Origin of the sequence: Halobaculum halobium, assembly GCF_030127145.1 — an archaeon.
Taxonomy (GTDB): domain Archaea; phylum Halobacteriota; class Halobacteria; order Halobacteriales; family Haloferacaceae; genus Halobaculum; species Halobaculum halobium.
This window is the reverse complement of the sequence record NZ_CP126158.1, coordinates 1,498,707-1,515,372: the sequence shown is the minus strand read 5'-3', so window position 1 is coordinate 1,515,372 and position 16,666 is coordinate 1,498,707. Positions and strand designations below refer to the sequence as shown.

17 protein-coding genes and 2 pseudogenes are annotated in these 16,666 nt (G+C 70.6%); 11 read left to right on the top strand and 8 right to left on the bottom strand.

The genetic code is table 11. The features are described from left to right. The first annotated feature begins 58 nt into the window (after positions 1 to 58). The 3 genes from P0Y41_RS07970 to P0Y41_RS07960 all read left to right on the top strand — a co-directional run bounded on the left by P0Y41_RS07970 (position 59) and on the right by P0Y41_RS07960 (position 3,848). Positions 59 to 1,255: a DUF7096 domain-containing protein gene (locus tag P0Y41_RS07970; protein WP_284060844.1), complete on the top strand. Its 1,197-nt coding sequence runs from the start codon at positions 59 to 61 to the stop codon at positions 1,253 to 1,255. 328 nt (positions 1,256 to 1,583) lie between these two features. Beyond that, complete coding sequence (locus tag P0Y41_RS07965) at positions 1,584 to 2,585, top strand: SPFH domain-containing protein (RefSeq protein ID WP_284063377.1); 1,002 nt, start codon at positions 1,584 to 1,586, stop codon at positions 2,583 to 2,585. Positions 2,586 to 2,678: 93 nt separating this feature from the next. Beyond that, positions 2,679 to 3,848 (top strand): 60S ribosomal export protein NMD3, encoded by a 1,170-nt coding sequence (locus P0Y41_RS07960; RefSeq protein ID WP_284060843.1) that lies wholly within the window; start codon positions 2,679 to 2,681, stop codon positions 3,846 to 3,848. Positions 3,849 to 3,855: 7 nt separating this feature from the next. Here the strand turns inward: P0Y41_RS07960 and P0Y41_RS07955 are convergent, their stop codons facing one another. From P0Y41_RS07955 to P0Y41_RS07940, 4 genes and pseudogenes are all read right to left on the bottom strand, one after another. Continuing rightward, positions 3,856 to 4,401: an NUDIX domain-containing protein gene (locus P0Y41_RS07955; protein ID WP_284060842.1), complete on the bottom strand. Its 546-nt coding sequence runs from the start codon at positions 4,399 to 4,401 to the stop codon at positions 3,856 to 3,858. Between the two features lie 80 nt (positions 4,402 to 4,481). Then, positions 4,482 to 4,667, bottom strand: a complete 186-nt coding sequence (locus P0Y41_RS07950; protein WP_284060841.1) for a DUF7317 family protein — start codon at positions 4,665 to 4,667, stop codon at positions 4,482 to 4,484. Between the two features lie 131 nt (positions 4,668 to 4,798). Further along, positions 4,799 to 6,726: pseudogene (locus P0Y41_RS07945) on the bottom strand (helicase C-terminal domain-containing protein). A 103-nt stretch (positions 6,727 to 6,829) separates the two neighbouring features. Further along, complete coding sequence (locus P0Y41_RS07940) at positions 6,830 to 7,054, bottom strand: DUF7561 family protein (protein ID WP_284060839.1); 225 nt, start codon at positions 7,052 to 7,054, stop codon at positions 6,830 to 6,832. A gap of 142 nt (positions 7,055 to 7,196) precedes the next feature. Between P0Y41_RS07940 and P0Y41_RS07935 the strand changes: the two genes are divergently transcribed. From P0Y41_RS07935 to P0Y41_RS07925, 3 genes and pseudogenes are all read left to right on the top strand, one after another. Continuing rightward, positions 7,197 to 8,069: a YkgJ family cysteine cluster protein gene (locus tag P0Y41_RS07935; RefSeq protein ID WP_284060838.1), complete on the top strand. Its 873-nt coding sequence runs from the start codon at positions 7,197 to 7,199 to the stop codon at positions 8,067 to 8,069. A 47-nt stretch (positions 8,070 to 8,116) separates the two neighbouring features. Then, positions 8,117 to 9,264 (top strand): annotated as a pseudogene (locus P0Y41_RS07930) (NAD-dependent epimerase/dehydratase family protein). Beyond that, complete coding sequence (locus tag P0Y41_RS07925; RefSeq protein ID WP_390215084.1) at positions 9,261 to 10,070, top strand: DUF7530 family protein; 810 nt, start codon at positions 9,261 to 9,263, stop codon at positions 10,068 to 10,070. Before P0Y41_RS07930 ends, P0Y41_RS07925 begins: the two are co-directional and overlap by 4 nt. A 41-nt stretch (positions 10,071 to 10,111) precedes the next feature. Here the strand turns inward: P0Y41_RS07925 and P0Y41_RS07920 are convergent, their stop codons facing one another. Then, entirely contained in the window at positions 10,112 to 10,276 is a 165-nt protein-coding gene (locus tag P0Y41_RS07920; RefSeq protein WP_284063375.1) for a DUF5786 family protein, read from the bottom strand. A gap of 195 nt (positions 10,277 to 10,471) precedes the next feature. On the opposite strand from P0Y41_RS07920, the gene P0Y41_RS07915 reads away from it, so the two are divergent. Further along, positions 10,472 to 11,512, top strand: a complete 1,041-nt coding sequence (locus P0Y41_RS07915; protein ID WP_284060837.1) for a DUF5784 family protein — start codon at positions 10,472 to 10,474, stop codon at positions 11,510 to 11,512. 117 nt (positions 11,513 to 11,629) lie between these two features. Here the strand turns inward: P0Y41_RS07915 and P0Y41_RS07910 are convergent, their stop codons facing one another. Beyond that, entirely contained in the window at positions 11,630 to 11,914 is a 285-nt protein-coding gene (locus P0Y41_RS07910; RefSeq protein WP_284060836.1) for a DUF5789 family protein, read from the bottom strand. A 203-nt stretch (positions 11,915 to 12,117) separates the two neighbouring features. Between P0Y41_RS07910 and P0Y41_RS07905 the strand changes: the two genes are divergently transcribed. Then, positions 12,118 to 12,918 carry a PHP domain-containing protein gene (locus P0Y41_RS07905; RefSeq protein ID WP_284060835.1) on the top strand — a complete coding sequence of 267 codons (801 nt, stop codon included), beginning with the start codon at positions 12,118 to 12,120 and terminating at the stop codon, positions 12,916 to 12,918. A gap of 92 nt (positions 12,919 to 13,010) precedes the next feature. Next, positions 13,011 to 13,184, top strand: coding sequence for a DUF6757 family protein (locus P0Y41_RS07900; RefSeq protein ID WP_284060834.1), 174 nt, complete (start codon positions 13,011 to 13,013; stop codon positions 13,182 to 13,184). A gap of 43 nt (positions 13,185 to 13,227) precedes the next feature. Here the strand turns inward: P0Y41_RS07900 and P0Y41_RS07895 are convergent, their stop codons facing one another. Both P0Y41_RS07895 and P0Y41_RS07890 read right to left on the bottom strand, forming a co-directional pair. After that, positions 13,228 to 13,767 (bottom strand): GNAT family N-acetyltransferase, encoded by a 540-nt coding sequence (locus P0Y41_RS07895; protein ID WP_284060833.1) that lies wholly within the window; start codon positions 13,765 to 13,767, stop codon positions 13,228 to 13,230. 79 nt (positions 13,768 to 13,846) lie between these two features. Then, a complete protein-coding gene (locus P0Y41_RS07890) occupies positions 13,847 to 14,344 on the bottom strand; it encodes a DedA family protein (RefSeq protein ID WP_284063374.1) in 498 nt (165 codons plus the stop codon). Positions 14,345 to 14,515: 171 nt separating this feature from the next. On the opposite strand from P0Y41_RS07890, the gene hemB reads away from it, so the two are divergent. Both hemB and P0Y41_RS07880 read left to right on the top strand, forming a co-directional pair. Further along, positions 14,516 to 15,532, top strand: a complete 1,017-nt coding sequence (gene hemB / locus P0Y41_RS07885) for a porphobilinogen synthase (protein ID WP_284060832.1) — start codon at positions 14,516 to 14,518, stop codon at positions 15,530 to 15,532. A gap of 26 nt (positions 15,533 to 15,558) precedes the next feature. Beyond that, the gene (locus tag P0Y41_RS07880) at positions 15,559 to 16,650 is read left to right on the top strand and encodes a hypothetical protein (protein ID WP_284060831.1); all 1,092 of its coding nucleotides are present in this window, start codon (positions 15,559 to 15,561) and stop codon (positions 16,648 to 16,650) included. The last annotated feature ends 16 nt before the right edge of the window (positions 16,651 to 16,666 follow it).

The following is a 16,666-nucleotide window of genomic DNA, read 5'->3' as shown; positions in this document are numbered from 1 at the left end:
GGTAAATCCGACGTGAGTGAGTGGACGGTATTAGTAGGTGGGTGTCCATGTCGGAGGTATGAGTCGGACGACTGTGCTCCTGGCGGTCGCGATGCTCGTCGTGGCGGGAATTCCCGCGACGGCCGCGTTCGCCCAGGAATCGTCTGGGGAGCAGCCGGGGGCGACGTTCGCCGGCGTCGTCGGGGTGCAGGGAGCGGAAGTCGAGGGCGAAGTCGCCCAGCGATCGCTCGACCGGCGCCTGGCCGGTGCGGAGTCGAACGCCTCGAAGGCGGCGGTCGTCGCCGGAGAGACCGAGAACGCCCGTCAACAGCTCTCGACGCTTCGCGAGCGCCGCGAGACGCTGGAGCAGCGGTACCAATCGGGCGAGATCACCCGTGGCGAGTACCGATCCAGGCTCGCGCGCATCGGCGCGCAGATCCGCACGCTCGAACACCGCCTGAACGCCACCGCCGCGGCAGCGGAGGGAATCCCCGAGGAGAGCCTGCGTGAGCGCGGCGTGAACGCCTCCGCGATCGACGAACTTCGTCGGAACGCTTCGGAGATGGGCGGCGGGGAGGTCGCTGAGGCGGCACGCGGGATCGGCGGCGCCGACACCGGCAACGGACTCGCCGGCGACCCGGGGCCGCCCGAGGACGCGGGTCCGCCTGCGGACGCGGGGCCGCCCGGCGACAACGAGTCAGGTCCGCCCGAGGACGCGGGTCCGCCTGCGGACGCGGGGCCGCCCGGCGACAACGAGTCAGGTCCGCCCGAGGACGCGGGTCCGCCCGGCGACAACGAGTCAGGTCCGCCCGAGGACGCCGGACCGGTCGACGATGACGGCGACGCCGACGACCGCGGCGAGGGTGCCGCCGGTCCCCCCGACGACGATCGCGGGAACGCGAACCGGAGCGAGTCAGGGGGCGAGAACGGCGAGGCCGACGACGACGGGGCCGGCGACCGCGGCAACGGGAACCGAACGACGGACGCCGGCGAGGCCGACGAGAACGGGACCGACGACGCGGGCCAATCGGGCACTCCGGGTGAGACGAGTGACGCCGCGGACGATCGCGGGAACGCGAACGACGGCGACGCCGCCGCGGACGGATCGAGCGGGACAGACGCCGGTGACAGCAGCGACAGGGATGGTGCCGACGGCGACGGCCGCGAGAACGGCAACGGCCCGCCCGACGACGGCACCGCGACCCCGACTCCGTCTCCCGAGGACGACGGCGACGACCCCCGCGTCGACGACGGGCGGTACCTCGCACCCCGCTGAAGTCGCGTGTCTCCCGCGTCGAATCCTTCTCCGATCGCCGGTTTCGATCGCTTCTCCGATCGCCGGTTTCGATCGCTTCTCCGATCGCCGGTTTCGATCGCTTCTCCGATCGCCGGCGTCGACCCGAAACCGTTCGGTCCCGCGAAACCTGTAAATAGCCTGTCGTCCAAATCGGGGCATGAACGACGCCGGCGGTCGGTTCTTTCGAACGCTGGGTCGCATGAGCGCCGGCGAGGTCGGCCTCCCGGACCTGCTCCCCGACGACGGTCGATTCCAGATCGGCCTCGGCGTCGCGCTCGCCCTCCTCGCGTGGGCTCTCCTCCCGACGATGTACGCGGTCGGGGGGACGGCGCTCGTCCTGGCGCTGGTCACGCTGCTCTCGACTGTCGAGATCGTGCAGGCCTACGAGCAGCGCGCGCTCACGGTGCTCGGCTCCTACCGCGGGCTCCTCGACCCTGGGATCCACCTGATCCCCCCGTTCGTCTCCAGGACCTACCGGTTCGACAAGCGCGTCCAGACGATCGACGTGCCGACCCAGGAGGCGATCACCCGCGACAACTCGCCGGTGACCGCCGACGCGGTCGTCTACGTGCGCGTCGTCGACGCCAAGCGGTCGTTCCTCAACGTCGAAAACTACCGCCGTGCGACCGCGCTGCTGGCACAGACGTCTCTCCGGGCGGTCATCGGCGACATGGAACTCGACGAGACGCTCTCGCGGCGCGACGAGATCAACCGGCGCATCCGAAAGAGCCTCCAGGGGCCGACCGACGACTGGGGCGTCGACGTCGAGATGGTCGAGGTGAAGGAAGTGCTCCCGACCCGGGGCGTCGTCGACGCCATGGAGGAGCAGACCTCCGCCGAGCGCCGCCGCCGCGCCATGATCCTGGAGGCGCAGGGCGAGCGCCGCGCGGCCGTCGAGGCCGCCGAGGGCGAGCGGACGGCGAACGTCCTCTCCGCGCAAGGCGAGAAAGTCGCATCGGTGCTGGAGGCGCAGGGCGACGCCATCTCGACCGTGCTGCGCGCTCGGTCGGCCGAGTCGATGGGCGAGCGCGCCATCGTCGACAAGGGTATGGAGACCCTGGCGTCGATCGGCCAGGGCGAGTCCACCACCTTCGTGATCCCGCAGGAGCTGACGAGCCTGCTCGGTCGCTACGGTCAACAGCTCTCGGGGTCTGATGTGCAGGACTCCGCGGCGCTGGACTCGCTGGAGTTCGACGACGACGAGCGGGAGTTGCTCGGGCTCGACTCCGTCGCCGAGATGCTTGAACCGGAGGCGGAGACCGGTTCGGAGGCGGCCCCGGAGTGGGAGTCGACCTACGAGTCGGAGTGACGGCGTCCGAGGATCCGGTTTCACGGACGAGTCGCGTCCACACGCAGGCGGTCAGTCGCGCCGCTTAACCGGCTCTGCCGAGTACGAGGGACAATGAGCGAGACACGCGACACGCGGGACTTCTGCCCGCGCTGCGGCGACCCGGTGCCCGAGCGCGCGGAACCGCTCCCGGGCGAGCCGCGCGAGCGAGACCGCGTGCTCTGTGACGCCTGCTACTTCGAGGACTTCGAACTGGTCGACGCGCCCGACCGCGTCGAGGTGACCGTCTGCTCGCACTGCGGGGCGGTCCACCGCGGCAACCGCTGGGTCGACGTCGGCGCCCGCGACTACACCGACGTGGCCGTCGACGAGGTGTCGGAGGCGCTGGCGGTCCACCTGAAGGCCGAGCAGATCCAGTGGGGCGTCGACCCCGAGCAGGTCGACCAGAACACGATCCGGATGCACTGCACGTTCGCGGGGGTCGTCCGCGGGACCCACGTCGAAGCGGAGGTCGTCGTCCCGGTGAAGATCAGCCGCGGGACCTGCGACCGCTGCGGGCGCATCTCGGGCGGGAGCTACGCCGCGGAGGTGCAGATCCGCGGGCGCGACCGCGTCCCCGACTCGGCCGAGCAGTCGAAGGCCGTCGAGATCGCCGAGTCGCTCGTCGCCGAGCGCGAGGAGGACGGCGACCGGGAGTCGTTCGTCACCGAGGTGATCGACCAGCCGGAGGGGAAGGACGTGAAGCTCTCCACCAACAAGCTCGGGAAGGCCGTCGCGACCCAGATCACCGAGGAGTTGGGGGGAAGCTACTCGGAGGCACCGACGCTGGTCACCGAGGACGGCGACGGCAACGAGGTGTACCGCGTCACCTTCGCGGTCCGCCTGCCGAAGTTCCGCCCCGGCGACGTGATCGACCCCGACGACGGCGACGGGCCTGTGCTCGTGCGGTCGGTTCAGGGGAACCTCAAGGGGATCCGCATCGCCACCGGCGAGCCGTACGAGGCCCGCTTCGAGGAGGGCGAGACGCCAGACGCCGAGAAGGTTGGCGAGGCGGACGACGCCGTCGAGACGACCGTCGTCGCCGTCGAGGACGACAACGCGGTGCAGGTGCTCGACCCCGAGACGTACGAGGCGGTGACAGTCGCGCGTCCGCCGAGCATCGACGAGGACGACGAGACCGTCGAGGCGGTGAAGACCGACGCGGGACTGTACGTGGTGCCGTCGGGTGGCGACGCCGCGGACGCCGCGGAAACCGGGAGCGACCCCGCCGATCCGGCCGAGTAAGCGCCGCTCACCCGTCCGTTCTGAACCGCGCTATCGCGTCGAGCACCTGCTTCGTCCCGGACGCCCGCAGCAACGGCGGCGACTCCTCGATCTCGGTGCGCGTCCAGAATCGTGCGTCTGCGGCGTCGTCGGCTGCCGCGACCGTTCCCGTCGCGTCGGCGGTCGCAGCAGCGTAGTTGAACGACACCATCGGCGCGCCATCGGGAAACGAGAGGTGACCGTCGCCGATGAGCGTGAGGTCCGACGGGTCGACCGCCAGCCCCGTCTCCTCGGCCAGTTCCCGCGCGGCCGTCGCCCGCGGCGGTTCGTCGTGGAGGCAGTGTCCGCCCGGGAGCGCCCACGCCCCTTCGTCTCTCCCTTCGCCCATCTCGATCAGCAGCGCCGCGTCGCGGTCGACGACCGTCGCGCGGGCCATCGGGACCGGGTTCCGGTACAGCGTCAGATCGCAGTCGGGGCAGTACGGACGCTCGCCCTCGTGTGTCTTGCGTGCGTTGAGCGACGCGCCGCAGGAGGGGCAGTACGAGACCGTCGCCGTCTCGACGGTGTAGCTCACGGGCCGTGACGCGCGCGGCTGGCGCTTGAGTGTTCTGCTGGGGGGAGCGACCGGGAACGAGGAAACGGGGACTCCGTCGCTCAGTCGGCGTTGATCCCGGAGAGGCCGCTCGGACCGGCGACCGAGCTGCCAGTCGGGATGCCGCGTTTCGCACACAGCTCGTCGAAGCGATTGAGGTCGACGCCCGCCTTACGGGCGGCCTGCGTTCGCGTGAGCGTTCCGGCCTTGAACAGCGTCAGGGCGGTGTCGACACCGTGGATCGTCATGGCTCCCGATACTACAAAGGAATACATAATCCTTCGTGAGATAATATGTCATGATATCCTCGACGGCGTGCGGCTTTCCGACTACGTAGTATAAGGACGTACTCACAGTCCGCCGGCTCTCGAAGGGGGGACTACTCTCCCCACACGTCCGACAGCGGGTGGTCCGCCATCGGATCGTCCTCGTCGCCGTCGCGGTCCCCGGACCCATCCTCGTTGCCGGCGCTGCTCCCGTCGCGCCCGCTGCTGCGTCCGCCGCCGCCCGAACCACCGGTCGATCGGCGCGAGCCGCCGGACCCCCGCTGAAGCCCTTGGTGGACCGACTCTTCCCGGTCCCACCCGCGCTCGACCGCCCGCGGCCGACGCCGTGGCCCGCGCCGGAACTCGGCCCGGGGTCGGCGTCCATCCCCGCCATCGCCGCCTCCGGGTCGAACTCGGGGAGATCCGGCGTCGACATCCGATCGATCTGGTCGCGGAACCAGGGCGGGGTGTCGGCCTCGGCCCGTTCAAAGAGGTCCAGCAGGCTGGAGTCGGCGAGATACGTCGCGCCGTGGTCGTCGGGCGCGCGGACGACCCGGCCGCACGCCTGGATCACCGTCCTGAGGGCGGCGCGGTGGTACCACGCCCACTGGCCGTCCTCCAGGCGCGCGGCGACGCGCGAGTCGCCGGTGTTGAGGTACGGCGCCTTGCACAGCACCTGCCAGCGGCACAGGTCCCCTCTCAAGTCGAGCGCCTCCTCCATCTTCACCGAGACGAACACCTCCGGGTCCCCGCTGGCCTTCCACGCCTCCAGTTGGGCGTCGCGGTCGTCGCTGTCGTGACGGCGGACGCGGGCGCTGACGCCGAACTGGTCGAACCGCTCGGCCAGTTGTCGCGCGATGGCGTAGCTGTGGGCGTGGATCAGCCCCTTCTCGTCGGGGTGGCGCGCCATCAGCCGCAGGCACAGCCGCGCGACCTTCGGGAGCGTCTCCTCGCGGTGCTCGTATGTCATCTTCCCCTGCGTGGTGTCGAACAGCGGCCGGTTCTCGACGGGGAAGGTGTGTTCCACGTCAACGAGGGCGACCTCCTCGGGATCGAGGCCGACGCCGCGGCAGAACGACTCCTTGCTGAGGATGGTCGCCGACAGCAGCGCGAAGCGGTTCCCGCGGTCCCAGACGGTGTGTTTCAGGTACTTCTCGGGATCGAGCGGTTTGATGGTCAGCGCGCCGCCCTCGCCGTCGGGCTGGTCGACGACCCAGGTCGTCGCCGACTGGCTGTCCCGGTAGTCCTCCAGGAACCACTTCAGATCGGAGATCAGCTCCTGAAGGCGGTCGCGCCGCGCGGCCTCTTCTGGGCTCAGGTCGCCCTGCCGGAGCAGTTCGTCCTTCTCGTCCGAACAGACGCCCAGCAGCGCCTTCGCGAACCGGGCGGTGCGTTCGAGGGGGCCGACCTCGTCGTTGTGCACGTCGGGGACGCCCACGTCGTCCCACACGGGGACCGTCTGTGGCGACAGCTCGATCGTCGCGTACATTTCCGCCCACTCCGCGAGGCCGTGAGCCTCGTCGACAACGACCACGTCGCGCTTCCGGAACACGTCCGACCCGGCCGTCTGCATGAAGTACGCCAGCGTCATCGCGGCGATCGGCCGGTTGGAGGCGATCGCGCGGTCAGAGTAGTACGGACAGCGGTGTTGCACCGAGCAGTCGTACCCCCGCTGGCGGGCACACGGCGCGCGGTTCACCGGGGTGTCCTCCTCGCCGGGGAGGATGCAGGTGTAGTTGGACTTCCCGCGGATCACGTTCAGGTCGTCGAGCAGGTCGTCCTCTGACACGTCGTCCAGTTGGGACACCTGCGGCGTCGTGTAGTACGCGCCGGTCGCCTCCGAGGGGCTCGCCTCCTCGACGGTGCGGGCCGACCCCGCGATCGCCCGCGCAAGCAGCGACTTCCCGCTGCCGGTCGGCGCGCGCACGAGGACGACGCGGTTGCCGTCGGCGAACGAGTCGGCGATGTCCTCCAGCGCCTGTTTCTGAGCGCCGCGAAAGGAGGGCGCGGGAAACTCCGATCGAATTCGGGAGGGGTCCACGTTCGGTCGAAGAGACCGTGGCGGCGGGCCTAAGGGTGTCGGATGGCGGAACCCCGGCGACCGGGCGGAACCCGGCGGGTGCTCGGCTGTCCGCGCCGTCCCGTCAGTCGTCGTCGCTCGCGTCCGGAAGCGCTTCGACGTGCGCGCGGGTGACCTCCTCGTCGTCGGGAAGCGCGTCGATGCAGTCGTAACACAGGAAGTACTCGGAGCCGTCTGCCAACTCCAGCGTCAGGCCGTCGGTGCTGCCCGTCTCGAACGACCAGAAGTCGCCGATCCCCCCGCCGAGACGGACGCGCCGATCGCAGCCGTCGCAGCGCTGTGTGCTCATGTCCCCGTTCGGGGGGCCGCGGCGATAAGCCCGCGGCTCCGGCGCCGGCGCGGCCCTCCGGCGTTCTCGGTCGTGGCCGCGTCGCCGCCGTGTCCGACCGGGGACAGCTTCTTGCCCGGAGCCGCTGTCGACTAGGGCTGGCATGGACGTGAACTGCGAGGGCTGCGCCGGGTGCTGTCTCGACTGGCGGCCGCTGGGCGCGCCCGACGACCGCGAGCGCGAGGGGCGCTACCGCGCGCTCGACGACGCGTACCACCTCGTCGCGCTCTCGCGAGACGAGATCCGCGGGTTCGTCGAGGCGGGACTCGGGGACGCGCTCGTCCCGCGGCTGTTCGCCGCCGACGGCGACCGAACGGCGGTCGTCGACGGCCACGAGGTCGCCGGGGTCGGCGGGCGACCGGCGTTCCTCGTCGGAATCCGAAAACTCCCGAAGCCGGTGGCGCCGTTCGACGGCGATCGCGTCTGGCTCGAGGCGTGCGCCTTCCTCGACCCGTCCACGCTGAAGTGCCGGATCCACGACAGCGACCGGTACCCGGACCGGTGTCGGACCTACCCCGGACATAACCTCGAACTCGACGCCGAGACCGAGTGTGAGCGCGTCGAGCGCGTTCACGGCGAGCCCGGCGAGCGCCTCGTCGACGACGCGGTCCCCGCGGACCTCCCGGCGCCGCCGCTGAGCCGCGGCGCGCTCGGCTCGACGGTGTTCCTCCACCACGACCCGGACGCGCTCGACGGCGCCGTCGGACGACTCGTCGCGGGCGAGGGCGTCGCCGCCGACCGGGCGGAGTTCGTCGCCTGCGCGGCCGCGTCGGCGCCGGGGACGGCCGCGGTGAACGACGAGCACTACGAGCGCGTCCGCGACCGGGTGCTCGCGGCCGACTCGTGGATCGGTGCCGCCGCCGAGGAGTGGCGCGCCGCCGCGGAGGACCCCGGCGACCGCGTCGCCGACGCGCCGGCCCCCGACAGCGTGGAGGTCGACCGCGGGGCGCCCGCGACGACCGACTGGGACGGGTGATCGCGCGGAGACCAACCGTTATCGGGATCCGCCGACAGGGGGACTGTATGCGCGTACTCGTGACCGGAGCGACCGGGTTCGTCGGAAGTCGTCTCGTCCCCGCGCTGCGAGCGGCCGGCCACGAGGTGGTCGTCCTCGTTCGCGACGCGGAACGGTACGAGACGGCCGCCGGTAGCGTGGGCGACGGCGACGAGTCGGGGGCGGCGACGCCGACCGACCGACCGCCGGCGGTCCCGCGACGGGCGTTCGAGTCCTCGAGGGAGACCTCCTCGCCTCGGGCGACGTCCGCCTGGCCACCGGCCCCGGGGAGACGACCGCCCAGCCGCTGGGGCAGTGGCTCGCCGCGCTCGACTGCGAGGCGGCGTACTACCTCGTCCACTCGATGGGCGAGAGCGACGACTTCATCGAGACCGACCGCCGAGCGGCCGAGGCGTTCCGCGCCGCCGCCGACGAGGGCGGCCTCGACCGGGTGGTGTACCTCGGCGGGCTCGGCGACGAGGGGGAGGAGGAGCTTTCGGAGCACCTCCGATCGCGCCGCGAGGTCGGACGGATCCTCGCGAGCGGCGAGTACGATCTCACGACGCTTCGGGCGGCGGTGATCATCGGAGACGGCTCCGCAAGCTTCGAGATCATCCGCCAGCTCGCCGCTCGACTCCCCGTGATGATCACCCCCCGATGGGTCCGAACTGAGTGCCAGCCCATCTTCGTCGACGACGTGATCGAGTATCTGGTCGGCGTGCTCGACACCCCGGCGACCGCCGGCGGGACCTACGACATCGGCGGGCCGGACGTGCTCACCTACGGGGAGCTGCTCAGCCGGACCCGGAGGGCACTGGGCGGACGGTTGTTCGTGATCCCGGCTCCGGTGCTCACGCCACGCCTCTCCTCGCGGTGGGTCACCCTCGTCACCGACGTACCCAAGGGGATGGTCGATCCGCTCGTCGACGGCCTGCGCACGCCGGTCGTCGTCGAGGACGAGTCGATCCGCGAGCTGGTTCCGGTCGACCTCACGCCGTTCGACGAGGCCCTCCGCGCCGCGCTCGACCGGCGAGACGACCGGACCGACCCCCCGACTGATCCGGTTCATCGACGGCCGGCGGACTCCGATCGCGAGACGGACGCCGACGGCCACGAGATCGCCGACAGGAGCGAAACGGCAGCCGTCCGGTCGGCCGGTCCCGGGGTGCCCACGTGAGCGAGCCGACCGGGGAAGACGAAGCGTTCGCCGACGGAACACCGGAGGATGCCCCGCCGGCGCGCGCCGACTTCGGCGACGCGTGGGTGTACGAGAGCATCGTCGGCGCGGTGCCGGGAGCGGCCCTCTCTGCTCCCGTCGCCATCGCCCTCCAGGTCGTCGTCTTCGAAGCGGGTATCCTCGCGCTCGCTGCGGTGTACGGCCTGTGGGACGCCGTCCCGGCGGGCACTGCCGCGGTCGGCGTCGCCGCCGTCGGGAGCCTCCTCATGCTCACGCTCGGCGACGAGAACCGGACCCTGGCCGTGTCGCCGACGTACTACCGGCTGCTGTTCGGATCGAGTATCGAGGTGGTGCTCGCGGTGCTGGCGTTCGCGGGAGTGATCACGCACCTGTTCGTCGTCGACCCGGCCACCGGCGGCGTAGCGGCGGTCGTCGCCCGCCTGCTCCCGGGTTCGGTGGCGCCGGCGGGAGAGTCGATCGTCACGGAACTGTTCGGCGACCAACCGCCGGTGCCGGCCGTCTACCTCGCGCTGGTGGTGGTGTGGGACCTGTGTTACCGGATCGGCACCTCCTGGTGGACGGCGGTCGTCTCGCTGTACCGCGAGCTTCGCCTGGAGTGTGGTCCCGGGACCAGGCTCCGATTTCGTCGCCTGGACGCGCTCAACGTCGGGTTCGCGTTCGTCCAACTCGCGCTGGTCCCGTTCGTCGCGGACCGGCCGATACTGCTGTTCGCGGTACTCGGTCACGTCGTCGCCGTCACCGTCGTGTCGGGGGCGGCGATCGCGCTGTCGCTAACGAAGGAATAGGACGGAGCGGGCCACGACGCCGTACAGCGGACGGGCCGGAATCAGTCTCCTTTGATCGACTTGAATTGGTCGAGCAGGTCCTCGGTGGAGTCGCCGGTGTCGTAGGTGACTCTCCCGCGGTACTCGCTTCGCTCCTCGGCGAAGTCACCGTCGACCTGGGTCTTCTGCTCGCGACGCTCGTGCTCTGCTTCGTCGTAGTTTCCCATGCCCATATGTCCATCCTATGAGTACACCACCATAAATCGTGGGGCAAGTTCACACGGACCGTGGGTAAGTTTGGCCACGCGACGCCACAGCGGGGTCACGATACCGGTACCCTACTGTAACCTGACGCCATCTGATACGCGCCCGGCGGCGACACCGAGCGGTGGGTTCAAATTGACCGCCCGACCAGATCCGGTGTGGCACGTCCCCTACGGTTCAGATACGCACCCGGTTCGTGGTCGGCGCCCCGGGTCCGCGACGACCTCTACCGACCGCTCGACGCCAATCTCGGGGCGACCGAACGCGACCCGTGGTTCGCACCGCCGGCGGGGTACGAGGCACGCCGCTTCGACATGGACGACGGGAGCCTCGCACTGTTCTGTTGGACGGACGACGGCGAGGGACCGGCGGGCGTCGGCGGCGGCGCCGGCGCCTACTGGCTGGGGAACACGGAGACGCCGTCCTCGTTGTGGCGAACGGAGAAGTACGCGCTCGCGGATGTGCCGTTTCCGGTGACCCAGTGGGCCGAACGCGAACTGACGGCCGTGCTGTACGAGGAGGACCCCTGGCTCGAGGACTTCCCGCACCTCGCGTGGTACTTTCTCCCGGTGTTGTGCTCGAAGGACGGGGCGGAGACGACCCGCGAGTTCTTCCGTGAGCACGCGGCCGGCTTCCCGGACGCAGACCGGTTCGACGCGCTGGGGTTTTACGAGCAGTTCCTCGCGACGGGCGTGCTCGACGACGAGCGCGAGGAGATGGCGAGCAAGCTCGGTACCAGCGAGTACCTCGACCTCACCCGCATGACGGCGACGATGGGCGAGTTCGACGTGGCGCGCCTGCTGGTACACGCCGGCTACGACATCGAGCCGGAGATCGAGGTGTCGACCGACCACGTGATCGACTTCCGCGCGACCCGGGACGACGGCACCTCGACGCTGGTGGAAGTGACCCGTCCGGTCGCGCCAAACAAGCGCTCGGCGGGGACACCCTCGGCGGCCGTGCGCGACACCGTCCAGACGAAGACGAGCGGGCAACTGGAGGCCCACGGCGGCGGGATCACGCTGTTCGTCGACTGCTCGTCGTTCCCGGACGACGACTGGTTCGCCGTCCGCGGCGAACGCCCCGACGTGGGGCACCGACCGGCCGTCGTGTTCCGCTCTCGGCCAGACGGGCGGACGGAGGCGTACAGCAAGGGAAGCGTGCCGTTGGAGCTCGACGCGGCGCTGGAATGGGTCTGAGCTCGCGTTCTCAATAGGCGGTGCGGCCCCGGAGCGCGGGTGACTGAGCCGGACCGGGGCCGCGGCATGGCAGTGTCAACGGGTGCGCGGCGGCGGCGAGCAGCCGCGCGAAGCCGATCAGAACGAGACGGGGTCCGGCCCGTCCTCGCCGACCGTCGGCGCGTCGCGGTCGCTGTAGAAGCGCCGGCCGACGGCCTCGTGGCCGACGCCACCGCGGAGGGTCATCCACACGTCGTCAGCGGAGTGGAACGTCTCGGAACCCAGACGACCGAGTACCGCGCCAATCGTCTCGCTCCCGTCCTGCAGTTCGATATGAGTGTCGCCGTACGCGTCGATGAGTTCACCGCTCGTCGCGGGGTACTCGTGGGCGGATAGGTCGTCTTCCGTGCCGTTCAGGCGCATCAACTACTCGGATGGGGCCCGAGTATGTAACGATTGTCCATGTACGACCTTCGTGGCAACGGTAGTGTATAACGTATTATAATGTCCTTTCATGGCGCGGCGTCGCGCCGGTGGCGACGCGACCGGTGGAGCCGCGATGCGCGGTTGACGGGACGTACGGCCGACCGGAACGCCCTTCCCGTCTGCGAACCCGCAAGACGGTAATGATCGTCGCGGACCTCCACGCGCATACGACTGTCTCCGACGGGACGTTCACGCTCGACTCGCTGGTCGCGACGGCGCGCGAGGCGGGCCTCGACGCGGTCGCCGTCACCGACCACGACCGGATCCACCCCGACCTCGACGCCCCCGTCGTCGAGCGTGGCGGGGTGACCGTCGTCCGCGGCATCGAGCTGCGCGTCGACACCGGGCCCGACGGCGAGCGCGTCGACCTCCTCGGGTACGGCGTCGGCGACGACCCGGACCTGCGCGCCGAGTGCGACCGATTACAGGCGGACCGTCGCGAGCGCGGTCGGCGGATCATCGAACGCGTCGAGGAGCGTCTCGGCGTCGACCTGGGCGTCGAGCCGCGGGCCGGGCTGGGCCGGCCGCACATCGCCCGCGCCATCGACGAGAGCGACGCGGACTACGACTACGAGGGGGCCTTCGGGGACCTGATCGGCAACGACGGTCCGTGCTATGTCCCTCGCGCCGTCACCCCCGTCGAGCGCGGCGTCGACCTCCTCCAGGGGGCCTGCGCCGTCGTCGGGCTGGCGCACCCGTTCCGGTACGACGATCCGGCGACCGCGCTCGACCTCTGCGTCGAGTACGACCTCGGCGCGGTCGAGCGCTTCTACCCGTACGGCGACGGCGTCGACGACGATTCGGTCGCGGTGGAGTCGCTGGCGAGCGAGCACGATCTACTGTTGACGGGGGGAACGGACGCTCACGGTGAGGAACTCGCGGTCGCCGGTCTCGACGCACAGCGGTGGGCCGCGGTCAGGGAGTGTCTGCCGGACGCGTGACCACGAGCCGAGTCGAACGCCGGCTGCCTGTCGACGGAACGAACGCCCCCCGGAGGCGCGGGGTTAAATACGAGCGAGCCGCTCGATCGGGTATGCAGTGTCACTACTGCGATCGGGATGCGGCGTACGGCGTCGAGCGCGACGGCGTCACGGTCGGGCTCTGTGAGTCGCACTTCCGCGACCGTGTCGAGGAGCTCGCCGAGAGCGAGGGGCTCGAGGCGCTCCGAGAGCAGGTCGACGTGACACAGACCGACCGCGAGTCGTAACCGGGCCCCGTCCGCCCGCTGGTCGGCTCCGCTGTGTGCCCGTTCACTCGCCCTCGCCGTGCCATTCGCGCGCCAGTAGCCCGTAGCGGAGCGCGTCGCGTCGCTCGCCGCCGCGGACGGCGTCCTCCCGGAGCCGTCCCTCCTTGACGAAGCCGAGGCGGTCGAGTACCGCGCTCGACGCCTCGTTCCCCTCGTACACCCGCGCGGTGAGTCGGTGGAGTCCCCGCTCGTCGAAGGCGTGGTCGCACAGGAGGCCGCCCGCTTCCGTCGCGTAACCGTTCCCCTCGGCGTCGGGGACGAGCCAGTAGCCGATCTCAGCGACGCCGCGACGGGCGTCTTCGCGGAACAGGAAGCACAGCCCGACCGGGTCGCCGTCGACACAGACGATGAGCGTGACGCCGTCGTCTCCCCGGACGACCTCCTCGCGGTATTCCGCCACGTCCTCGGCGGTCAGCGGTTCGAACTCGCCGAGCGGGTCGCGGAAAGACGCGCGATTGCGGTGCTCGTGGAGGAACAGCTCGTCCTCGGCCTCGACGGTCCTGAGCGCGACGCGCTCGCCGGCGAGAAAGACGGGACCGGGCATACCCGGACGTCTCGGGCTCGTTTCAAAAATCCCGCGTCGGCGTGGGGACGCGCCGCACGGAAACGGGTCGACGCGGAAGTCACCACAGCAGATCGACGCCGAACACGTACAGCCCCGCCAGCGCCGACTCGAAGATCAGGGTTCCCAGCGCAGACAGCACGAGGAACCGCCGACGGTCCATCTCGGCCAGCCCGGCGGGAACGGTGAGCATTCCGCGGGTGAACAACAGCGCGTTCGAGACGGGCACGACGATCGGTCCCCAGCGATCGAACCAGCCGTCGAAGCGGTCGAGGCTGTCCTCGCTCACGCGGAACCACCGCTTTCGAAGGAGCCACTCGCGGCCGCCGCGCTGGGCGAGCGTGAACAGCGCGACTTGGCCGACAGTGGCGCCCAGCACCGCGATTCCGAGCACGAGCAAGACGGTGTCGGGCGAGTGGCCGAACAGGATGAGCGATCCGGGGACGATCAGTTCGCTCGGCATGAAGTACATCAGCATCGCGCCCTCCAACACGAAGACGGCGAACAGCGCGAGGTAAGCGTACTCCGAGGTCAGCATCGACTCCAGCCAGGGGGGCATCGCGCCGATCTGGAGGGGCGAGAGCGTCACGGAGGCGAGTTGCCCGGCTCCGGATATATGGCTTGTGTCATTCCTCACGCGGCCGAAGGGGCCGTCGGACCCTCGGGAAGATCTCCGGCTGACCGCGCCGCGAGCGTCGGCTTTACCTCCGATGCGGGTCGACGCTCACGCATGTTCCCGACCCACCGGCCGCGCCGCCTGCGAACGGACGGCGTCCGGCCGCTCGTCTCCGAGACTGACCTCTCGGCGTCGGACCTGATCGCGCCGGTGTTCGTCGACGCGACGACCGACGAACGCGTCGCCATCGAGTCGATGCCCGGCCACGAGCGCGTCCCCGTCGCCGAGGCGGTCGACCGCGTTGAGGAGGCGCTGGCGACAGGCGTCGAGGCGGTGATGGTGTTCGGGATCCCTGAGTCGAAAGACGACGCGGGTTCGCGGGCGTACGCCGACGACGGCGTCGTCCAGCGCGCCGTCCGAGACATCTCCGCCGAGACGGACGCGTACGTGATCACCGACGTGTGCCTCTGTGAGTACACCGACCACGGCCACTGCGGCGTCTTGGAGGAGCACGCTGCCGAGGATCCGACCCTCACCGTCCGTAACGACGAGACCCTCGATCTCCTCCGGAACACGGCGACCTCTCACGCCGAGGCCGGCGCGGACATGGTCGCGCCCTCCTCGATGACCGACGGCATGGTCGGCGCAATCCGCCAGGGCCTGGACGACGCGGGGTTCGCCGAGGTGCCGATCATGAGCTACGCAGTGAAGTACGAATCTGCCTTCTACGGGCCGTTCCGCGACGCCGCCGACGGCGCGCCCGCGTTCGGCGACCGCCGGCACTATCAGATGGACCCCGCCAACCGACGCGAGGCGATCCGGGAGGCCCACCTCGACGTCGAGGAGGGCGCCGACGTGCTCATGGTGAAACCCGGCCTCCCGTACCTCGACATCGTCCGCGACGTGCGCGAGGAGTTCGACCTCCCGGTCGCGGCGTACAACGTCTCCGGCGAGTACGCGATGCTTCACGCCGCTGCCGATCGCGGCTGGCTGGACCTGGAGGAAACGGCCCGCGAGTCCCTCCTCTCGATGAAACGCGCGGGTGCCGACCTGATCCTCACGTACTTCGCCGAGGAGATCGCCGAGTCGCTGTCGTCTGACCGCGCCGATCGCGAGAACACGAACCCTTAACCCGGAAACCGACACACTCACGCAACATGCACCGCCCGGCGGTTCCCGACGCCTACATCGAGGAGGTCGCCGAGCGCACCGACTTCGCCGTCGACGACGTGCGGATCGGCCTGCGAGTCCTCCACGACGCCGTCCAAGACCGGATCGTCGAGCAGTACCGCCGCGCCCGCGACGACTCGACCCCGAACCACCTGTTGGCCGACGACGCCGCCTCGGCGTGGTTCGCGTTCGCCTTCGCGGACCTACGCGGCGAACTCGAAGCCGCCGGCTACGAGATGGACCCGGACCTGCTCGCGGCCGTCGCCGCCGTGAATATGACTGTCTTCCAAGAGGTCCACGACCGCACCGTCTCGTTCCCCCGCGATCTGGCCGACGCCAGCGACACGCCGTTCTTCTACCCCGTCTACGTCGCCAAGCCTGACTGGTGGCGCGAGGCCGAGACGCGCGCGCTCCGGGCGCTCGTCGGCCTGCTGGAGTCCGGATCGTCGCCGGCGGCCGCGCTCGACGCGTGGGCCGTCGACGCCGCGGGCGCCGACCCCGACGAGTGGGCCGCCGTCCGCGGCGTCGACGCCGAGCGCGTCCGCGCGAACGCCGAGAAGGCGCCGGATCCGGCACCGGAGGCGGCCGACGGCTTGCGCGCCGAAGCGCGCGCGGGCGTCCCCGACGGCCCCTACGACCCCGAGACCGACCGGCTGTTCGTCCCGACGACCGATCAACTGGCGGCCGCGCGGGAAGGGAACGAGGAAGCGGCCAACGACGTCGAGGGATCGGACAGCGATCGCGAACGCGACGCTTCCAGCGGCAACGACGCGTCGACCCGTGAGCCCGAGACGGCCGCCGCCGCGGACGCGCCCCCGGAGCAGGAACAGCACACGGATCCGGAGCAGGAACAGCACGCGGACCCGGACCGTCTCGCAGCGCTCGACCCCGCCGACCTGCGCTCGGGCGACGTCGAACCCGCGGACCTCCCGGCGTACGCGGTTCAGGGCGGCGACGGCGACGACGCGGCCCCCGACGCAGACGCCGGAGGCCGGTTCGTCGACGGTGCGGCCGCGTTCGACCGCGACGCCGCCGCCGACGGCGATGACGACCCCGGCGGCGACCCCGACGACAGGTAGATACCGCCCTCGCGCC

What these genes read in the sequence shown, in the direction of transcription:
- P0Y41_RS07970 (WP_284060844.1), top strand. Translation starts at nt 59, where the DNA reads ATGAGTCGGACGACTGTGCTCCTGGCGGTCGCGATGCTCGTCGTGGCG.
- P0Y41_RS07965 (WP_284063377.1), top strand. Translation starts at nt 1,584, where the DNA reads ATGTACGCGGTCGGGGGGACGGCGCTCGTCCTGGCGCTGGTCACGCTG.
- P0Y41_RS07960 (WP_284060843.1), top strand. Translation starts at nt 2,679, where the DNA reads ATGAGCGAGACACGCGACACGCGGGACTTCTGCCCGCGCTGCGGCGAC.
- P0Y41_RS07950 (WP_284060841.1), bottom strand. Translation starts at nt 4,667, where the DNA reads ATGACGATCCACGGTGTCGACACCGCCCTGACGCTGTTCAAGGCCGGA.
- P0Y41_RS07940 (WP_284060839.1), bottom strand. Translation starts at nt 7,054, where the DNA reads ATGAGCACACAGCGCTGCGACGGCTGCGATCGGCGCGTCCGTCTCGGC.
- P0Y41_RS07935 (WP_284060838.1), top strand. Translation starts at nt 7,197, where the DNA reads ATGGACGTGAACTGCGAGGGCTGCGCCGGGTGCTGTCTCGACTGGCGG.
- P0Y41_RS07920 (WP_284063375.1), bottom strand. Translation starts at nt 10,276, where the DNA reads ATGGGAAACTACGACGAAGCAGAGCACGAGCGTCGCGAGCAGAAGACC.
- P0Y41_RS07910 (WP_284060836.1), bottom strand. Translation starts at nt 11,914, where the DNA reads ATGCGCCTGAACGGCACGGAAGACGACCTATCCGCCCACGAGTACCCC.
- P0Y41_RS07905 (WP_284060835.1), top strand. Translation starts at nt 12,118, where the DNA reads ATGATCGTCGCGGACCTCCACGCGCATACGACTGTCTCCGACGGGACG.
- P0Y41_RS07900 (WP_284060834.1), top strand. Translation starts at nt 13,011, where the DNA reads ATGCAGTGTCACTACTGCGATCGGGATGCGGCGTACGGCGTCGAGCGC.
- P0Y41_RS07895 (WP_284060833.1), bottom strand. Translation starts at nt 13,767, where the DNA reads ATGCCCGGTCCCGTCTTTCTCGCCGGCGAGCGCGTCGCGCTCAGGACC.
- P0Y41_RS07890 (WP_284063374.1), bottom strand. Translation starts at nt 14,344, where the DNA reads ATGCCCCCCTGGCTGGAGTCGATGCTGACCTCGGAGTACGCTTACCTC.
- hemB (WP_284060832.1), top strand. Translation starts at nt 14,516, where the DNA reads ATGTTCCCGACCCACCGGCCGCGCCGCCTGCGAACGGACGGCGTCCGG.
- P0Y41_RS07880 (WP_284060831.1), top strand. Translation starts at nt 15,559, where the DNA reads ATGCACCGCCCGGCGGTTCCCGACGCCTACATCGAGGAGGTCGCCGAG.